This is a genomic window from Mycolicibacter engbaekii (assembly GCF_002101585.1).
Lineage (GTDB): Bacteria > Actinomycetota > Actinomycetes > Mycobacteriales > Mycobacteriaceae > Mycobacterium > Mycobacterium engbaekii.
The window spans coordinates 131,301-145,146 of record NZ_LQOT01000016.1 but is presented as its reverse complement, the minus strand read 5'-3'; the positions used below and the strand labels follow the sequence as shown (position 1 = coordinate 145,146).

Here is a 13,846-nt window from a genome sequence, read left to right as displayed (position 1 = left end):
TCCCCGGCAGCCAGCACGTCGTGCACGATCGCCTGATGCTCGGCCTCCAACGACGCCGCCTGGGCACGAATCAAGGCACCGTGGGCATTGATATCACCGAACTGGTAGTTAATCGACATCTGCGTGAATCTCCCTCTTGCTCTAGCTGCCCGACAGGATCTGCTGCGACGCAGCTTCCTGCTGCTCGTAGTGGTTGGCGTCGCGGATCAAGCCGTCGCGCACGCTGTGCAACATGGTCACGATGTTGCGGAACGCGGTCTGCATCTGACCCATGGTGTCCATCGACGTCCGCTCGGCCAGACCACCCCAGCCGGCACCGGAGATGTTGGTCGAAGACGCCCACATCCGGCGCGCCTCGTCCTCAACGGTCTGCGCGTGCACATCGAACCGGCCGGCCATCGCACGCATCGCGTCCGGGTCGGTCATAAAACGTGTAGTCATGTATTTGCTCTCCTCAAGGTGAAAATCGGTGCAGCCGGGTTCGGCTCACCACATCGTGGAACGCCGTCCCTTGACGGCCTTTCGCTTTGCCTCCTCGACAGACTTGTTTTCGCGGTATTGCGAGTTGGCGCCGCGCCCGCCCATCGCCATCAGCGGCGCCCCGCCGAACAGCGGCATCCCGCCGAACATTCCGCCGCCCACACCCTCGGCGGCAACCACGTTGGCGGCTTCGACCTCGGCTGCCGCCAGGCGCATCTCGGGCGCCGCGGTCGCCCAGGCTTTGGGAACCGACAGCCCGCTCACCGATTGCGCGCTGCCGACCGAGGCCGACGTGGCCGAGGCCAGGCCGGCCGACGCAGGTGCCGCCAATGTTGGGGCCAGACCGAGAGGTACACCTGCCGCGATGGACATCGGCGACGCATCTCCCAAGCCGAACGGCGACGGAAGCGCGGCGCCCGCAATGAGGTACTCGGGTATGAAGGCGGCGATGATGGCCACCGTCAGGGCAGTTCCCACCGGAGTGACGCCCAAGGCCCCGAGATCGGCGAGAATGTCGCCGATAACCGGGGGAATGGCCGATTGTGCCGCGCCCGGCAACGCCTCCATCGCCCCGTTGACCGCGGCTTGCGCTGCACCTTGGCCAAGCCCCTGGGCAGCCGCAGCTTCCTGCGCCGCCATCCCGCCCGGATTGGCGGTCTGCGGGGGCGGGGCGAACGGCGCCACCTGCGAAGCGAGCTCGGCGGCCGCCGCGTAGCTGAACATCGCGGTGGCGTCCTGTGCCCACATCTCGGCGTACTGGGCTTCGGTGGCCGCGATCGCCGGGGTGTTCTGACCGAAGAAGTTGGTCGCCACCAGCGCGGCCAGCTGTGCCCTGTTGGCCGCGATGACAGCAGGCGGCACCGTCATCGCGAACGCGGTCGCGTGTGCAGTGGCCGCGGCCTTGGCCTGCGCGCCGGTCTGCTCGGCCTGTGCGCCGGTGGCGCTGAGCCACGTGATGTACGGCGCGGCCGCCGCAGCCATGCGTATCGAGGAGACGCCCTGCCAGGCACCGCTGGTCAGGCCGGAGATCACCGACTGGTAGTTGGCTGCGGTGGTGTGCAGCTCGGCAGCCAGTTCATCCCAGGCCGCCGCGGCAGCCAACAGGGACCCGGCGCCCGGGCCGGCGTACATACGTCCGGAATTGATCTCCGGCGGGAGCATCGCGAAATCCATTGCCATTGCCTCCTACCGTCAACCGGCTGCGAGCGCGTTGGCGGCTTCGGCAGCGGCATACGAGTCGCTGCTGGCGACAAGCGTTGCCACGAACATCTCGTGAATTGCCGTGGCCTGCGAGCTGATCTGCTGGTACATCAGCGCCTGCGCGGCAAAGCGTGCGGCGGTCGTTGCCGAAACCTCGTCGGCTGACGGGGGAACCACGCCGGTCGTCGGGACTTGAGCCGCCGCGTTCTGGGCTGCGAGCGCGAGGCCCGCAGCGCTGAGGCTGTCGGCTGCTGTCCTGAGTTCCTCGGTTTGTGCGGTGACAAAAGTCACTGAGCTTCTCCTCGTTATTCGGCCGCCCCGGAACGGTCGGCTGGTGACGACCTGTGACGTTTCCTGGCAGGAGCCTTGGAATTCAAGCTGGTTAACAGCTTTTTAAACGGGGGGCCCGACAATGTAACCGCGTCGTAACGGTGCGCTCACTTGGTAATCAGCGCGTAACAGAGACGCCCGCAGCGGCCCGGAACGTCGACGGCTCGCTCGGTCCGGGTGCGCGCCGGCCGCCTTTTACTTGACATTCACCGTATATTTGTCCAAGAGGGAGGTCTGGATGCTCAGCGTTGACGACACCGCAGCGGGTCCGCACGCCCCCGGTGCAGGGCTGGACCACGAACGCATCGTGCTTCAGGCGCGTGACGTCGGATTCGACTGGTCGGAGCTGCCTGTGCACTACGTGCCCGGCGAGCCGTTCGTCACCCACTTCTGCGATGTGCTGCACCTGTTACTGCCTGCCGGCGAGGAGTTCTTCGTCGAAGTGTTCAAACAGGCGCTGCCACTGATCAAGGACGATCAGCTTCGGCTGGACGTGCAGGGCTTCATCGGCCAGGAGGCCACCCACTCTCAGGCGCACGCCGCGGTCGTGGACCACTTGGCGGCCCGCGGCGTCGACATGGCACCGTTCACCGCCCAGATGGCTTGGCTGTTCGGCAAGCTGCTCGGGGATCGGCCGCACTGGAGTGAGCGCCGCCAGCAGCGCTGGTTGCTGGAGCGGGTCGCTCTGGTGGCCGCAGTGGAGCACTACACGGCCATTCTCGGCGAGTGGATTCTCGACAGCCCCGCACTCGATGCGATCGGGACGCACCCGGTGATGCTGGACATGTTGCGCTGGCACGGCGCCGAAGAGGTCGAACACAAGGCGGTTGCCTTCGACGTGATGAAGCACCTGCGGGCCGGATTCCTGCGTCAGGTCCGCACCCAACTTGCCGTCACGCCGCTGATGCTGATGATGTGGGTGCGCGGCCTGCGCTACATGTACAAGGCCGACCCGCTGTTGCCGCCCGGGACCAGGCCGCGTTGGCGGGATTGGTTCGCCGCGGCGCGCCGCGGGCTGGTGCCCTCGCCGTGGGAGTTCCTGCCGGCCATCGCCTCCTACTACCGTCCGGGTTTCCACCCCGCCCAACTCGGTGGGGTGGAGAAAGCCGTGAACTATCTGGCCGTATCACCTGCCGCCCGCGCCACACACTGACCGCAGCGCGCGAACCACGAGGAGTGCAGTCGATGACCAACCCGAGCACGACCACTGTGACGTCACCCGATGGAGTCAGGCTGGCAGTGCACGCCTACACCGACTTGGACCCGCAGCGGGCGACCATCCTGGCGATCCACGGCTACCCGGACAATCACCACGTCTGGGACGGGGTGGCACGCGAGCTCATCGAGCAGTATCCGGGCCGCTACAACGTCGTCGCCTATGACGTACGCGGCGCGGGGGAGTCGTCGTCGCCGGGGGAGAAGTCCGCCTACCGCTTCCCGCAGCTGGTCGACGACGTCGCGGCGGTGATCGAGCACCTGGGCAGCCACGGTATCGACCAGGTCCACTTACTGGGCCATGACTGGGGTTCCATCCAGGGGTGGGCCGCTGTCACCGACCCGACCGTCGCTGCCAAAGTCGGCTCCTACACGTCGATTTCGGGTCCGCACCTGGACTACGCCGGACGGTTCCTGCGCTCGGCGCGCAACCTGCGCACCCTGGCCGACGTATTCCGGCAGCTGCTGGAGTCGAGCTACATCTGGCTGTTTTTGACCCCCCGCGTCCCCGAGGCGGCTTTCCGCTCCGGGCTGGGTGTGCGGGTCCTGGGTTGGCTGGACCGCATCGGTCGCTCCGGCAACCCGCAGCCTGCCATGCCCCGTGGCGAAAACGACTATGTCAACGGGCTGAACCTGTACCGCGCGAACATGCCGGGACCGTTTCTGAAGCCGGCGGCGCCGTTGCCCGTCACCGATGTCGCGGTCCAGGTACTCGCGCCCCGCCTGGACGTGTTCGTCAGCCCTGCCCTGCAACGTTTCACCGGATCCATCCCGGCGGTGCACCGGGTGCTCGACATCGACGGCGGCCACTGGGTGGTGATCGATCGTCCCGACGTGATCGCCCGGCTCACCGATGAGTGGATTGCGGGCAGCGTGGCCGGCGATGCGGCCGCGTCCGGTGATGATGCCCGGCACGCCTGAGATGGCACCGCAGATCTGGGAGTCACGGCCCGCCGACCTTTACGGCCGCCGGAAGCACGATCGGGTGTTCAACGCGCTGTGGGCCGGGATCACGCTGCTCAGCGGGGCGACATCCCTGTCACGCTGGAAGCCGGCCCAGGTGGCGCCGGTGTCACGGACCATCACGGCCGTGGTCACCAAGCGGGAGATGGTGACCAGCGACGTGGTTGCCCTCACCCTGGCCGACCCCGACGGCGGACTGTTGCCGCACTGGACGCCGGGGGGTCATATCGACGTGCAGCTGCCGTCCGGCCGCCGCCGGCAGTACTCCTTGTGCGGCCCCCCGGGGCGCCGCACCGATTACCGGATCGCGGTCCGCCGGCTCGACGACGGAGGCGGCGGCTCGGTCGAGATGCACCAGGCTTACGCCGAGGGCGACACGTTGCTGTTCGAGGGCCCGCGCAACGCTTTCTACCTGGGCACCGGCGAAAGCGATGTGATCTTCGTCATCGGCGGGATCGGGGTGACCCCGATGCTGCCGATGCTGCGCGAGGCCGCCCACCGCGGAACCGACTGGCGCGCGGTCTATGCCGGCCGCAGCCGGGCCGACATGCCGTTTCTCGACGAGGTGCTGGCGGTCGATCCTGAGCGGGTCACCGTATGGGCCGACGACGAGCACGGACGCGTCGCCAGCACCGACGAGCTGCTGGCCGGCGCCGGTCCGCAGACCTCGGTGTACGTCTGCGGACCCAGCGCGATGCTCGAGGCGGTGCGGGTCACACGCAACAGCCACGCCGACGCACCGCTGCATTACGAGCGATTCAGCCCACCGCCGGTGGTCGATGGGGCGCCGTTCGAGTTGGAGCTGGCCCGGTCCCGCCGGGTGCTGACGATCCCCGCAGACCGCTCGGCGCTGGAGGTGATGCTCGACGCCGACCCGACAACCGCCTGCTCCTGCCGGCAGGGATTCTGCGGCACCTGCAAGGTCAGGGTGATCGCCGGCGATGTCGACCGGCGTGGACGCACCGCAGAGGGCGACGACGAGATGCTGGTCTGCGTTTCGCGGTCCCTCGGGGGACGGATCGTCATCGACGCGTGAGCCCTACGCGTGAGCCGGCGGCGCGCTTTGACACGTTCACCGCGCGCCTCGGCAGACATCCCTCTAGACTGCGCGGATGCCTGAGGCAGGTCCCGTTCACCCCGCCAGTTTTGCCGCGAAGCTCATCTATGCGGTCGCCAACGCCATCACGCCGCGGCTGGTGCGCCGCCTGGTGCTGCACGGCGGCAGCGGCGCGCTTGCCGAGCGGACCCCCACGATGGGGCGCCGAATCAACACCTTGGCCCGGTTGCAGCGGGTCCGCCCGTTCTTCCGGGTGGGATTCACCCGTGCTGCCGCGGCCGGTGTCCCCGTCGAGGTGGTGCGGCGCATCGATCGCGCCCGGCCGCTCGATGAGGCATTCGGCGGCGGCGCGATCTTGTATTTCCACGGTGGCGGGTTCGTCACCGGCGGCTTGGACACCCACCTGCATGTGGCGGTCAAGCTCGCCCGGCGGACCGGGCTGCCGGTGGTGCACGTCGACTACCGGCAGTACCCCGAGGCGACCGTCGACGGGTCGGTGGACGACTGCGTCAGCGCTTACCGGTGGCTGCTCGACATGGGCGCCGACCCCGCCAAGACAGTGCTCGCCGGTGACTCCGCCGGCGGTTTCCTGGCTTTTGCGACCGCGCTGAGCAGCCAACAGCGCGGCTTGCCCGCCGCGGCCGGGGTGATCGGGATCTCGGCGCTGCTGGAACTGGACGGCATCGCTCGCAGCACGCATTCGAACCGAACCGCAGACGCGTTCGGAATCCCGGCGGTGCTGCCCGACATCATCGATCTGGTGTGTCCCTCGCCGACCCTGCGGCACGAGCTGTCCCCGATCAACGGTCCGCTGCAGACCATGCCCCCGGCGCTGTTGATCGCGGCCGAGTCGGAGATCCTGCGGTGCGACGCCGAGCGGCTGCACGACGCACTGCTGCGGGCGGGCCGGTCCAGCCGTCTTGAGGTGTGGGCCCGCGAGCTGCACGCCTTCCCGGCGCTGTTCCCCTTTCTGCCCGACAGCCGGGCCGCGTTCGCCCTGATGGTCAGTTTCGTGGCCGAACGGCTGGCAGACGCCGGCGAGTCCGGGCAGCCCCGCCGAGAGGTGTCCTGAAGTCGGCTGCCGGCTTCGCCGCGCTTGCGATCACCACTAGGGTGGCAGCCATGCGGGTAGCAGTGCTGGGCGCCAGGGGCAAAGTCGGCGCCACCATGGTGGCGGCGGTGGAAGCCGCCGAAGATCTGACCCTGTCCGCCGAGGTCGACGCCGGTGATCCACTGAGCCTGTTGACCGATGGCGGCACCGAGGTGGTGATCGACTTCACCCATCCCGATGTGGTGATGGACAACCTGAAGTTCTTGATTGACAACGGTATTCATGCCGTAGTCGGCACCACCGGGTTCACCGAGGAGCGGCTCGGTCAGGTCCGCTCCTGGCTGGCCGCCAAGCCCGGGTCCGCGGTACTGATCGCCCCGAATTTCGCCATCGGTGCGGTGCTGTCGATGCATTTCGCGGCCCAGGCCGCGAAATTCTTCGAGTCGGTGGAGGTCATCGAACTGCACCACCCGCAGAAGGCCGATGCGCCGTCGGGCACCGCGACCCGCACGGCTCAGCTGATCGCGCAGGCCCGAAAAGGTCTGCCGCCCAACCCCGACGCCACCAGCACCGGCCTGCCCGGAGCCCGCGGCGCAGACGTCGACGGCGTGCCGGTGCACTCGGTCCGGCTGGCCGGGCTGGTCGCCCATCAGGAAGTCCTGTTCGGCACCCTGGGCGAGACGCTGACCATCCGGCACGACAGCATCGACCGGACCTCGTTCGTTCCCGGGGTGCTGCTGGCGGTACGCCGGATCGCTGAGTTCCCCGGACTCACCATCGGCATCGAGCCCCTGCTCGACCTGAAGTAGTTGGGATGAAGGTGTCGCCGGCCACCCGGGTGAAGGTGCTCGTCGCGTTCATGTGCGTGGCGCTGCTGATGTATCTGGTGTTCCTGGGCCGGATCGCGGTGTTGCTGATCACCTCCGATTCCAAGACAGCGATCGGACTCGGGTTGGCGCTGCTGATCATGCCGGTGCTGGGGCTGTGGGCGATGGTCGCCACCCTGCGCGACGGATTCGCCGTCCAGCGACTGTCCCGGCTGATCGCCGAGGACGGCATGGATCTGGACCCCAGCGTTCTGCCACGCCGGCCCTCGGGGCGCTTCGAACGAGAGGCCGCCGACGCTCTGTTCCACACGGTGCGCGCCGAACTCGACGCCGACCCCGACAATTGGCGGCGCTGGTACCGGCTGGCCCGGGCCTACGAGTTCGCCGGGGACCGGCGTCGCGCCCGGGAGGCGATGAAGACCGCGGTCGCCATGCAGGAGAAGCGGTGAGCAAGACGCTCCTGCTGGTGCACCACACGCCGTCGCCACACTGTCAGGCCATGTTCGAAGCGGTGCTGGCCGGGGCCACTGACCCGGAGATCGAGGGCGTGCAGGTGGTGCGCCGCGCCGCGCTGGAGGTGTCGCCCACCGACATGCTGGCCGCCGACGGCTACCTGCTGGGCAGCCCCGCCAACCTCGGCTACATCAGCGGCGCGCTCAAGCACGCCTTCGACGTCTGCTACTACCCGATCCTGGACTCGACCCGCGGTCGGCCGTACGGCCTGTACCTGCACGGCAACGAAGGAACCGAGGGCGCCGAACGGGCTGTCGACGCCATCACGACGGGACTAGGATGGGTCAAAGCGGCCGACTCGGTCGTGGTGTCGGGAAAGCCGGGAAAGCCTGAGCTGGAGGCGTGTTGGGAACTGGGCGCGACGGTGGCCGCGACGTTGATGCAGTGAGCCCCGCTACGGGTCGATGTGGGTCACCGGCTCGTAGAACGAGTGGAACGGATAATCCCGGCCCGGTCCCATCGAGTGGCAATCCTGCTGCGATGGCGGTGATTTCGGCGGCTCGTAGTAGTAGATGACGCAGCGCTGCCAGCTGCCGTCGGGCTGGATCGGGCCGTCGCACTTCTGGGCGGTGGAGAAGAACAGCAGCGGGTTGTCCTGACACCCTGCCTGAGCCGGCGGCGCCGAGGCGATCAGCCAACCGGCTGTCAGCCCGGCGGCAGCCAGCGCGGTGGCCAAACCTCCGCTGAGGTAGCGCTTCACTGTCGACCCCTTCTCGTCACGTCGTGCTGTCGAGCAGACTAGCCGCACCCTGGCGGTGTTGGTCGCAGTATGCCGGAGCAGTCACTCGTCCCATCGCGACAGTGCTGATCCATGACCTGCGCAGGCAACCCGACCAGCGCGGTGTCGCCGTTCAAGAGTTGAGCCACGCCGGCCGCTCTAGGCTGGCCGGATGGAACAGAGGGTGCATTTCGTCACCGTTGCGGCAACCGACCTGCACGCGACCCGGCGTTTCTACGCTGCGCTGGGCTGGGACCCGCTGCTCGACGTCGAAGGGGAGATCGTCTTCTACCAGTCGGCGCCCGGACAGGTGCTGGGCTTCTTCGCGGCCGAGAAGTTCAACGAAGACCTCATGCTCGCCGGCGATCACGCCCGGGTCGGCGGCGTGACGGTGGCGCACAACGTCGGCAGTCCCGAGGCGGTGACGGCACTGACCGATGCCATGGCCGAGGCGGGCGCTGTGGTGCTCAAGCCGCCGCAGGCCGGCCGGTTCGGCGGCGTCTTCCACGCGCACGTTCAAGATCCCAACGGGCTGATCTGGGAGATCGCCCACAATCCCGGCTGGCGGATCGCGCCCGATGGCACGGTAATTCTGGCGTGAGGTCGTAGGGTGGCCGGGAAGTCACGGAAAGGAACGGTGCGACCATGCCCTCACTGCTGAGTACGGCGCTTGGCGCGGCGCCGGTTTTCGGCGGCGCCCTGCTGACAGCGGCGGCCGGGCAGCTCAGGGGCCCGGATATGCGCAGCCTGATCAAGCAAGACCTGGACCTGCTCGACCGGATCCCGCGGGAGGACGCTCAGCGCCGCGCGGAGATGCAGCGCGTCATCGGCGAGCGCATCGATGATCTGGTCGCCGCGTCCGACCAGACGCGGGCGCTGCGAGCCGCGGCGTTCTCCTATCAGGGCAACTGGCGCGACGTGGTTCTGTTCGTCTCCTCGGTGCTGTTCGCTTACGTCTGGTGGCACGTCAACCACGACCGCGGCAACTGGCTGCCGATGTTCATCGTGCTGGTCATCGCGTGCGTCGTGTCGGCGATCTATGCGGTGCGCGGGACCTTGCGGGCGGTGGTGCACATCCGGCTGCGGCGGCGATGACGGACTGTCCATGATCGGGATCATCGGAATCCCGCGGCGGCACAATCCTTTTCCGACGACCGGAGTGGTCCATGACCGCAACGGTGTCGCGCACTACGAGCGGCTGCCCACCTCGTTGGTCGAAGTGCTGGCCGAGCAGGCCGAGCAGCGACCGGACAGCGAGGCCGTCGTCGAGCTCGGGGGCGGCCGGCTGACCTACCGGCAGTTGTGGCAGCGGGCCACGCGGGTGGCCGGCGGGCTGCGGGCCGACGGGCTCAACCGTGGTGACCGGGTCGCGTTGCGTTACCCGGCGGGACTGGACTGGGTGCTGGCATTCTGGGGAACGCTGATGGCCGGCGGAATACCGGTGGCCGTCAACACCCGTTCGGCTGCGCCGGAAGTCGACTTCGTGCTCGCCGACGCCGGCGTCCGGGTCGATCTCGCGCCCGGCGCCGCTTTGCCCGATGGACAGCCGTACGTGGTCGACGGGCTCGAGGCGGCCGACACCGCGGCGCTGTTCTACACCTCCGGAACCACCGGCAGCCCCAAAGGCGTGCCCACCACCCACGAAGCCTTTTTGACCAACGCCGAGAACATGGTGCGTGTCCTGGGTCAGTCCCGGGCGCTGGGCGAGGAGTTTCGCACCCTGATCTCCGTGCCGCTGTTTCACGTGACCGGTTGCAACTCTCAACTGCTGGTCGCCGCCTACACCGGCGGGGCGGCGGTCATCATGCCGGCGCTGAACCTTCCGGAGTTGATCGCAACACTTGGCGAGCAACGAATCTCGTCCATGGTGACCGTGCCCGCGATCTATGCCCTGCTGTTGCGCAACCCCGACTTCGCGGCGGCCGACGTGAGTGGGGTGCGGTGGGTCGGGTACGGGGGCGCGCCGACGGCGCCGGCGCTGGTGCGGTCGCTGCGCGATGCGTTCACTGCGGCAACGGTGTTCAACGGCTACGGCATGACCGAGACGGCATCGCTGATGACGGTGCTGCCAGACTTCGACGCAGTGGCGCACGCGGATTCGGTCGGCTACGCCGTCCCCTCCGGGGATATCGGCGTGATCCCCCTGAACGATTCCAGCGATACCGTCACCGGTGAACTGGTGGTGCGCGGTGCGAATGTGATGCGCGGCTACTGGAACCGGCCCGACGCCACCGCCGCCACGATCGTCGATGGGTGGCTGCACACCGGCGATGTGGTGCGGGTGGACGACGCCGGCCGCGTGCACATCATCGACCGGCTCAAAGACATCATCAACCGCGGCGGGGAGAACGTCTCCAGCGTCGAGGTGGAAGCCGCACTGCTGTCTGCGCCCGGCGTGGCCGACGCCTGCGTGCTCGCGGTGCCCGACGAGGTGATGGGGGAGAAGGTCGGCGCGGTGCTGCTCGGGGACCAGGGCCGAATCGACGTGGCGGCGGTGCTCGACTACTGCCGCGGCCAGCTGGCCGACTTCAAGGTGCCGCAATACGTCACGGTGGTCAGTGAGCCCCTGCCGCGCACGGCCAGCGGCAAACTGCTCAAGGCGCAGCTGCGCGAGCAGGTGCGGTGGGGACCACCCCTGCGGTAACCGCCGAACCCGCGCGGCCCGGAGTTGTCGGTGGCCCGCGCTAGCGTTCCGGCATGGACACAGCACTGCTGATCCTCCTCACCTCCCTGGCGCTGCTGGCGGTCATCCTGCAGGTGGTGGTGCTCGTGCGCCCGGGAGGCGGGGCGATCACGCCCGAACAGCTCGCCGCGCTGCGCGGCGACAGTGAACGCGTGGAGCGCACGCTGCGCGAAGAGCAGCATGCGGGCCGGGCCGAACTCGCCCAGGCGTTCCACCAGTGGCAGCTGACGCTGCACCGCTTCGGGGCGAGTCTGCAGGGCACCCAGGACAAACTGGGCGCCACCCTGGACCGGCAGCTGCGGAGCCTGCAGGCCGAGAACACCGCGCAGCTGGAGAAGATGCGCGCCACGGTGGACGAGAAGCTGCAGGCCACTCTGGAGACTCGCCTGGCGCAGTCCTTCACCCAGATCTCGGAGCGGCTGGAGGCGGTGCAGCGCGGATTGGGTGAGATGCAGACCCTGGCCACCGGCGTCGGCGATCTCAAGCGGGTCCTGACCAACGTCAAGACCCGGGGCATCTTCGGGGAGACGCAGTTGGCCGCGCTGTTGGCCGAAACTCTCACGCCCGAGCAGTACGCCACCAATGTCAACACCGTTCCGGGCTCAAACGCCCGCGTGGAGTTCGCCATCCGGTTGCCCGGTGCCGCCGGTGCCGGTGAGGTGCTGTTGCCCATCGACGCCAAGTTTCCGCGGGAGGACTTCGAGCGCCTGCTCGAAGCGCAGGAGCACGCCGACTCCGCCGGGGAGGCCGCCGCCCGCCAGGCGCTGGTCCGGCGGATCGAAGCCGAGGCCGGCGACATCTGCGACAAGTACCTGGAGCCGCCGCACACCACGGATTTCGCCATCCTGTTCCTGGCCACCGAGAGTCTGTATGCCGAGGTGCTGCGTCAACCGGGGCTGTTCGAGCGCATCCAGTCCAAGTACAAAGTCACCCTGGCCGGGCCGACGACGTTGGCCGCGCTGCTCAACAGCCTGCGGATGGGCTTTCGCACCCTGGCGATCGAGCAGCGCAGCAGCGAGGTGTGGCAGGTCCTCGGAGCGGTCAAGACCGAGTTCGGAAAGTTCGCCGCGGTCCTGGAGAAGACGCGCAAGCAGCTCGACACCGCCCGCAACACCATCGACTCGGCGGGGATTCGCACCCGCGCCATCGAACGCAAGCTGCGCGGGGTGGAGTCGCTACCCGACCCGGAGGCCGAGGCGATGCTGGGGGATTTCGGAACAAGCCCCGACGAACTCAGTGAAGTTGACATCGAATTCAGTTAATCTGCCCGGGTGGATCCCGTTCCGGCACGCCAGCTACCGGCGACGGTGCGCGGGGCCCGGACCCGGGCGGCGCTGGTCGCCGCGGCCCGCAAGGTCTTCGAGCGCGACGGCTACCTCGACGCCAAGCTGATCGACATCACCAAGGCCGCCGGTTGCGCGACGGGGTCGTTCTACACCTACTTCGCCAACAAAGAGGAGATCTTCGCGGCGGTCCTCGAGCAGACGCAGCAGGACATGATGCACCCCGGCATGGGCCGGGTGAGCGATTCCGATGACCCCTACGCCGTGTTGGAGGCCAGCAATCGCGCCTACTTGGAGGCCTATCGGCGCAATGCCCAGCTGATGGGGCTGCTCGAGCAGGTGGCGCAGATCGACCCGAAGTTTCGCGCCTTCCGGGCGCGGCGGGCCGATGCGTTCATTGCGCGCAACGCCGCCGGAATCGCCGATCTGCAGGCGCGGGGGATCGCCGGCGCCGACGTCGATCCGCTGCTGGCCTCGCGGGCGCTGTCGGGGATGGTCAGTCGGCTGGCCTACGCCACATTCGTGGGTGAAGACGGCGCCGAGGGCGCGGGCGCCGATTTCGAGGCCCTGGTCGCCACCGTGACCCGGCTGTGGGCGAACGCCCTGCAATTCCGCACATCCACCAATCGAACCTGAGATCGGATTCATCTAATGTCATTGCTGGCGCGAACGGAAGAACGGGGATGCTGCCGATGAAGGTTGCCGACCGAATCGCGATCGTCACCGGGGGCGGTGGCGGTATCGGGGGAGCCCTGGCCGCGGCGCTGGCCGCCGTCGGGGCCAAGGTGGTCGTGGCTGACCTCGACGCCGACGCCGCGCGCGCGGTGGCCGACGAGATCAACAGCGTGCACCCCGGTGCCGCGATCGGTCGCGGCGGCGACGTATCGGACACCGAGACCATCCGGGAACTGATCGCCCTGGCCGAGCAGACCTTTGGCCCGGTCGACCTGTACTTCGCCAACGCCGGCATCGTCGGTGCCACCGGCCTGGCCGGCGACGCCGACTGGGATGTGGCCATCGACGTCAATCTGCGCTCCCACATCCGGGCGGCTCAGCTGCTAATCCCGGGCTGGGTGGAGCGCGGACAGGGATACTTCATCTCCACCGCCTCGGCGGCCGGCCTGCTCACCCAATTGGGCGGGGCCGCCTACTCGGTCACCAAGCATGCGGCCGTCGGGTTCGCCGAATGGCTCAACATCACCTACGGCGACCAGGGTGTGCGGGTCAGCTGCCTGTGCCCCATGGGCGTCAACACCAAGTTGCTCTACGCCGGTGAGCAATCCGGTGACCCGATGGGTGAGCTGGCCACCCGCGCGGTAACGGCCGCGGGTGAAGTGCTCGAACCCGCCGACGTGGCCGCACAGGTGCTCGCCGCCATCGACGACGAGCGGTTCCTTATCCTGCCGCACCCGGCCGTGCTGGAGATGTTCCGGCACAAGGCCGCCGACTACGACCGCTGGTTGCGCGGCATGCGCCGCTACCAGCGGGGCCTGCTCGACCCCGAAGTGTCCTAGATGAGGAGCTGG

General features: G+C 68.3%; 17 protein-coding genes and 1 pseudogene. 13 read left to right on the top strand and 5 right to left on the bottom strand.

The features are described from left to right. The 4 genes and pseudogenes from AWC02_RS04075 to AWC02_RS04060 form a co-directional block, all read right to left on the bottom strand. A pseudogene (locus AWC02_RS04075) lies at positions 1 to 119 on the bottom strand (type VII secretion protein EsxI); the annotation flags it as partial. A 22-nt stretch (positions 120 to 141) separates the two neighbouring features. Continuing rightward, positions 142 to 441, bottom strand: a complete 300-nt coding sequence (locus AWC02_RS04070; RefSeq protein WP_085127421.1) for a WXG100 family type VII secretion target — start codon at positions 439 to 441, stop codon at positions 142 to 144. 45 nt (positions 442 to 486) lie between these two features. Continuing rightward, complete coding sequence (locus AWC02_RS04065) at positions 487 to 1,653, bottom strand: PPE family protein (RefSeq protein ID WP_165757835.1); 1,167 nt, start codon at positions 1,651 to 1,653, stop codon at positions 487 to 489. A gap of 18 nt (positions 1,654 to 1,671) precedes the next feature. Beyond that, on the bottom strand, positions 1,672 to 1,971 hold the full coding sequence (locus AWC02_RS04060) for a PE family protein (RefSeq protein ID WP_085127417.1): 300 nt from the start codon (positions 1,969 to 1,971) through the stop codon (positions 1,672 to 1,674). 277 nt (positions 1,972 to 2,248) lie between these two features. Here AWC02_RS04060 and AWC02_RS04055 point away from each other — a divergent pair, with 277 nt between their 5' ends. The 7 genes from AWC02_RS04055 to AWC02_RS04025 all read left to right on the top strand — a co-directional run bounded on the left by AWC02_RS04055 (position 2,249) and on the right by AWC02_RS04025 (position 8,024). Continuing rightward, complete coding sequence (locus AWC02_RS04055) at positions 2,249 to 3,163, top strand: metal-dependent hydrolase (RefSeq protein ID WP_085127415.1); 915 nt, start codon at positions 2,249 to 2,251, stop codon at positions 3,161 to 3,163. Positions 3,164 to 3,195: 32 nt separating this feature from the next. Next, complete coding sequence (locus AWC02_RS04050; RefSeq protein WP_085127476.1) at positions 3,196 to 4,146, top strand: alpha/beta fold hydrolase; 951 nt, start codon at positions 3,196 to 3,198, stop codon at positions 4,144 to 4,146. Between the two features lies 1 nt (position 4,147). Continuing rightward, positions 4,148 to 5,224, top strand: coding sequence for a PDR/VanB family oxidoreductase (locus AWC02_RS04045; protein WP_085127478.1), 1,077 nt, complete (start codon positions 4,148 to 4,150; stop codon positions 5,222 to 5,224). A gap of 76 nt (positions 5,225 to 5,300) precedes the next feature. Beyond that, a complete protein-coding gene (locus AWC02_RS04040; RefSeq protein ID WP_085127413.1) occupies positions 5,301 to 6,317 on the top strand; it encodes an alpha/beta hydrolase in 1,017 nt (338 codons plus the stop codon). A 50-nt stretch (positions 6,318 to 6,367) separates the two neighbouring features. Continuing rightward, positions 6,368 to 7,105 carry a 4-hydroxy-tetrahydrodipicolinate reductase gene (gene dapB, locus AWC02_RS04035; protein WP_085127411.1) on the top strand — a complete coding sequence of 246 codons (738 nt, stop codon included), beginning with the start codon at positions 6,368 to 6,370 and terminating at the stop codon, positions 7,103 to 7,105. 5 nt (positions 7,106 to 7,110) lie between these two features. Further along, positions 7,111 to 7,572, top strand: coding sequence for a tetratricopeptide repeat protein (locus tag AWC02_RS04030; protein WP_109560856.1), 462 nt, complete (start codon positions 7,111 to 7,113; stop codon positions 7,570 to 7,572). A 50-nt stretch (positions 7,573 to 7,622) separates the two neighbouring features. Continuing rightward, a complete protein-coding gene (locus AWC02_RS04025; RefSeq protein WP_237160316.1) occupies positions 7,623 to 8,024 on the top strand; it encodes a flavodoxin family protein in 402 nt (133 codons plus the stop codon). Between the two features lie 6 nt (positions 8,025 to 8,030). Here AWC02_RS04025 and AWC02_RS04020 read toward each other — a convergent pair whose 3' ends face one another. Next, entirely contained in the window at positions 8,031 to 8,336 is a 306-nt protein-coding gene (locus AWC02_RS04020) for a CDGP domain-containing protein (RefSeq protein WP_085127407.1), read from the bottom strand. Between the two features lie 190 nt (positions 8,337 to 8,526). Here AWC02_RS04020 and AWC02_RS04015 point away from each other — a divergent pair, with 190 nt between their 5' ends. From AWC02_RS04015 to AWC02_RS03990, 6 genes are read left to right on the top strand one after another with little or no spacing between them, the layout of a single operon-like run. Further along, positions 8,527 to 8,955 carry a VOC family protein gene (locus AWC02_RS04015; protein WP_085127405.1) on the top strand — a complete coding sequence of 143 codons (429 nt, stop codon included), beginning with the start codon at positions 8,527 to 8,529 and terminating at the stop codon, positions 8,953 to 8,955. Between the two features lie 44 nt (positions 8,956 to 8,999). Further along, positions 9,000 to 9,449, top strand: coding sequence for a hypothetical protein (locus tag AWC02_RS04010; protein ID WP_085127403.1), 450 nt, complete (start codon positions 9,000 to 9,002; stop codon positions 9,447 to 9,449). Between the two features lie 10 nt (positions 9,450 to 9,459). Next, complete coding sequence (locus AWC02_RS04005; RefSeq protein ID WP_207567988.1) at positions 9,460 to 10,998, top strand: class I adenylate-forming enzyme family protein; 1,539 nt, start codon at positions 9,460 to 9,462, stop codon at positions 10,996 to 10,998. Between the two features lie 53 nt (positions 10,999 to 11,051). Further along, positions 11,052 to 12,299: a DNA recombination protein RmuC gene (locus tag AWC02_RS04000; RefSeq protein ID WP_085127401.1), complete on the top strand. Its 1,248-nt coding sequence runs from the start codon at positions 11,052 to 11,054 to the stop codon at positions 12,297 to 12,299. A gap of 9 nt (positions 12,300 to 12,308) precedes the next feature. Beyond that, the gene (locus tag AWC02_RS03995; RefSeq protein ID WP_085127399.1) at positions 12,309 to 12,956 is read left to right on the top strand and encodes a TetR/AcrR family transcriptional regulator; all 648 of its coding nucleotides are present in this window, start codon (positions 12,309 to 12,311) and stop codon (positions 12,954 to 12,956) included. Between the two features lie 56 nt (positions 12,957 to 13,012). After that, positions 13,013 to 13,834 carry an SDR family oxidoreductase gene (locus tag AWC02_RS03990; protein ID WP_085127470.1) on the top strand — a complete coding sequence of 274 codons (822 nt, stop codon included), beginning with the start codon at positions 13,013 to 13,015 and terminating at the stop codon, positions 13,832 to 13,834. The last annotated feature ends 12 nt before the right edge of the window (positions 13,835 to 13,846 follow it).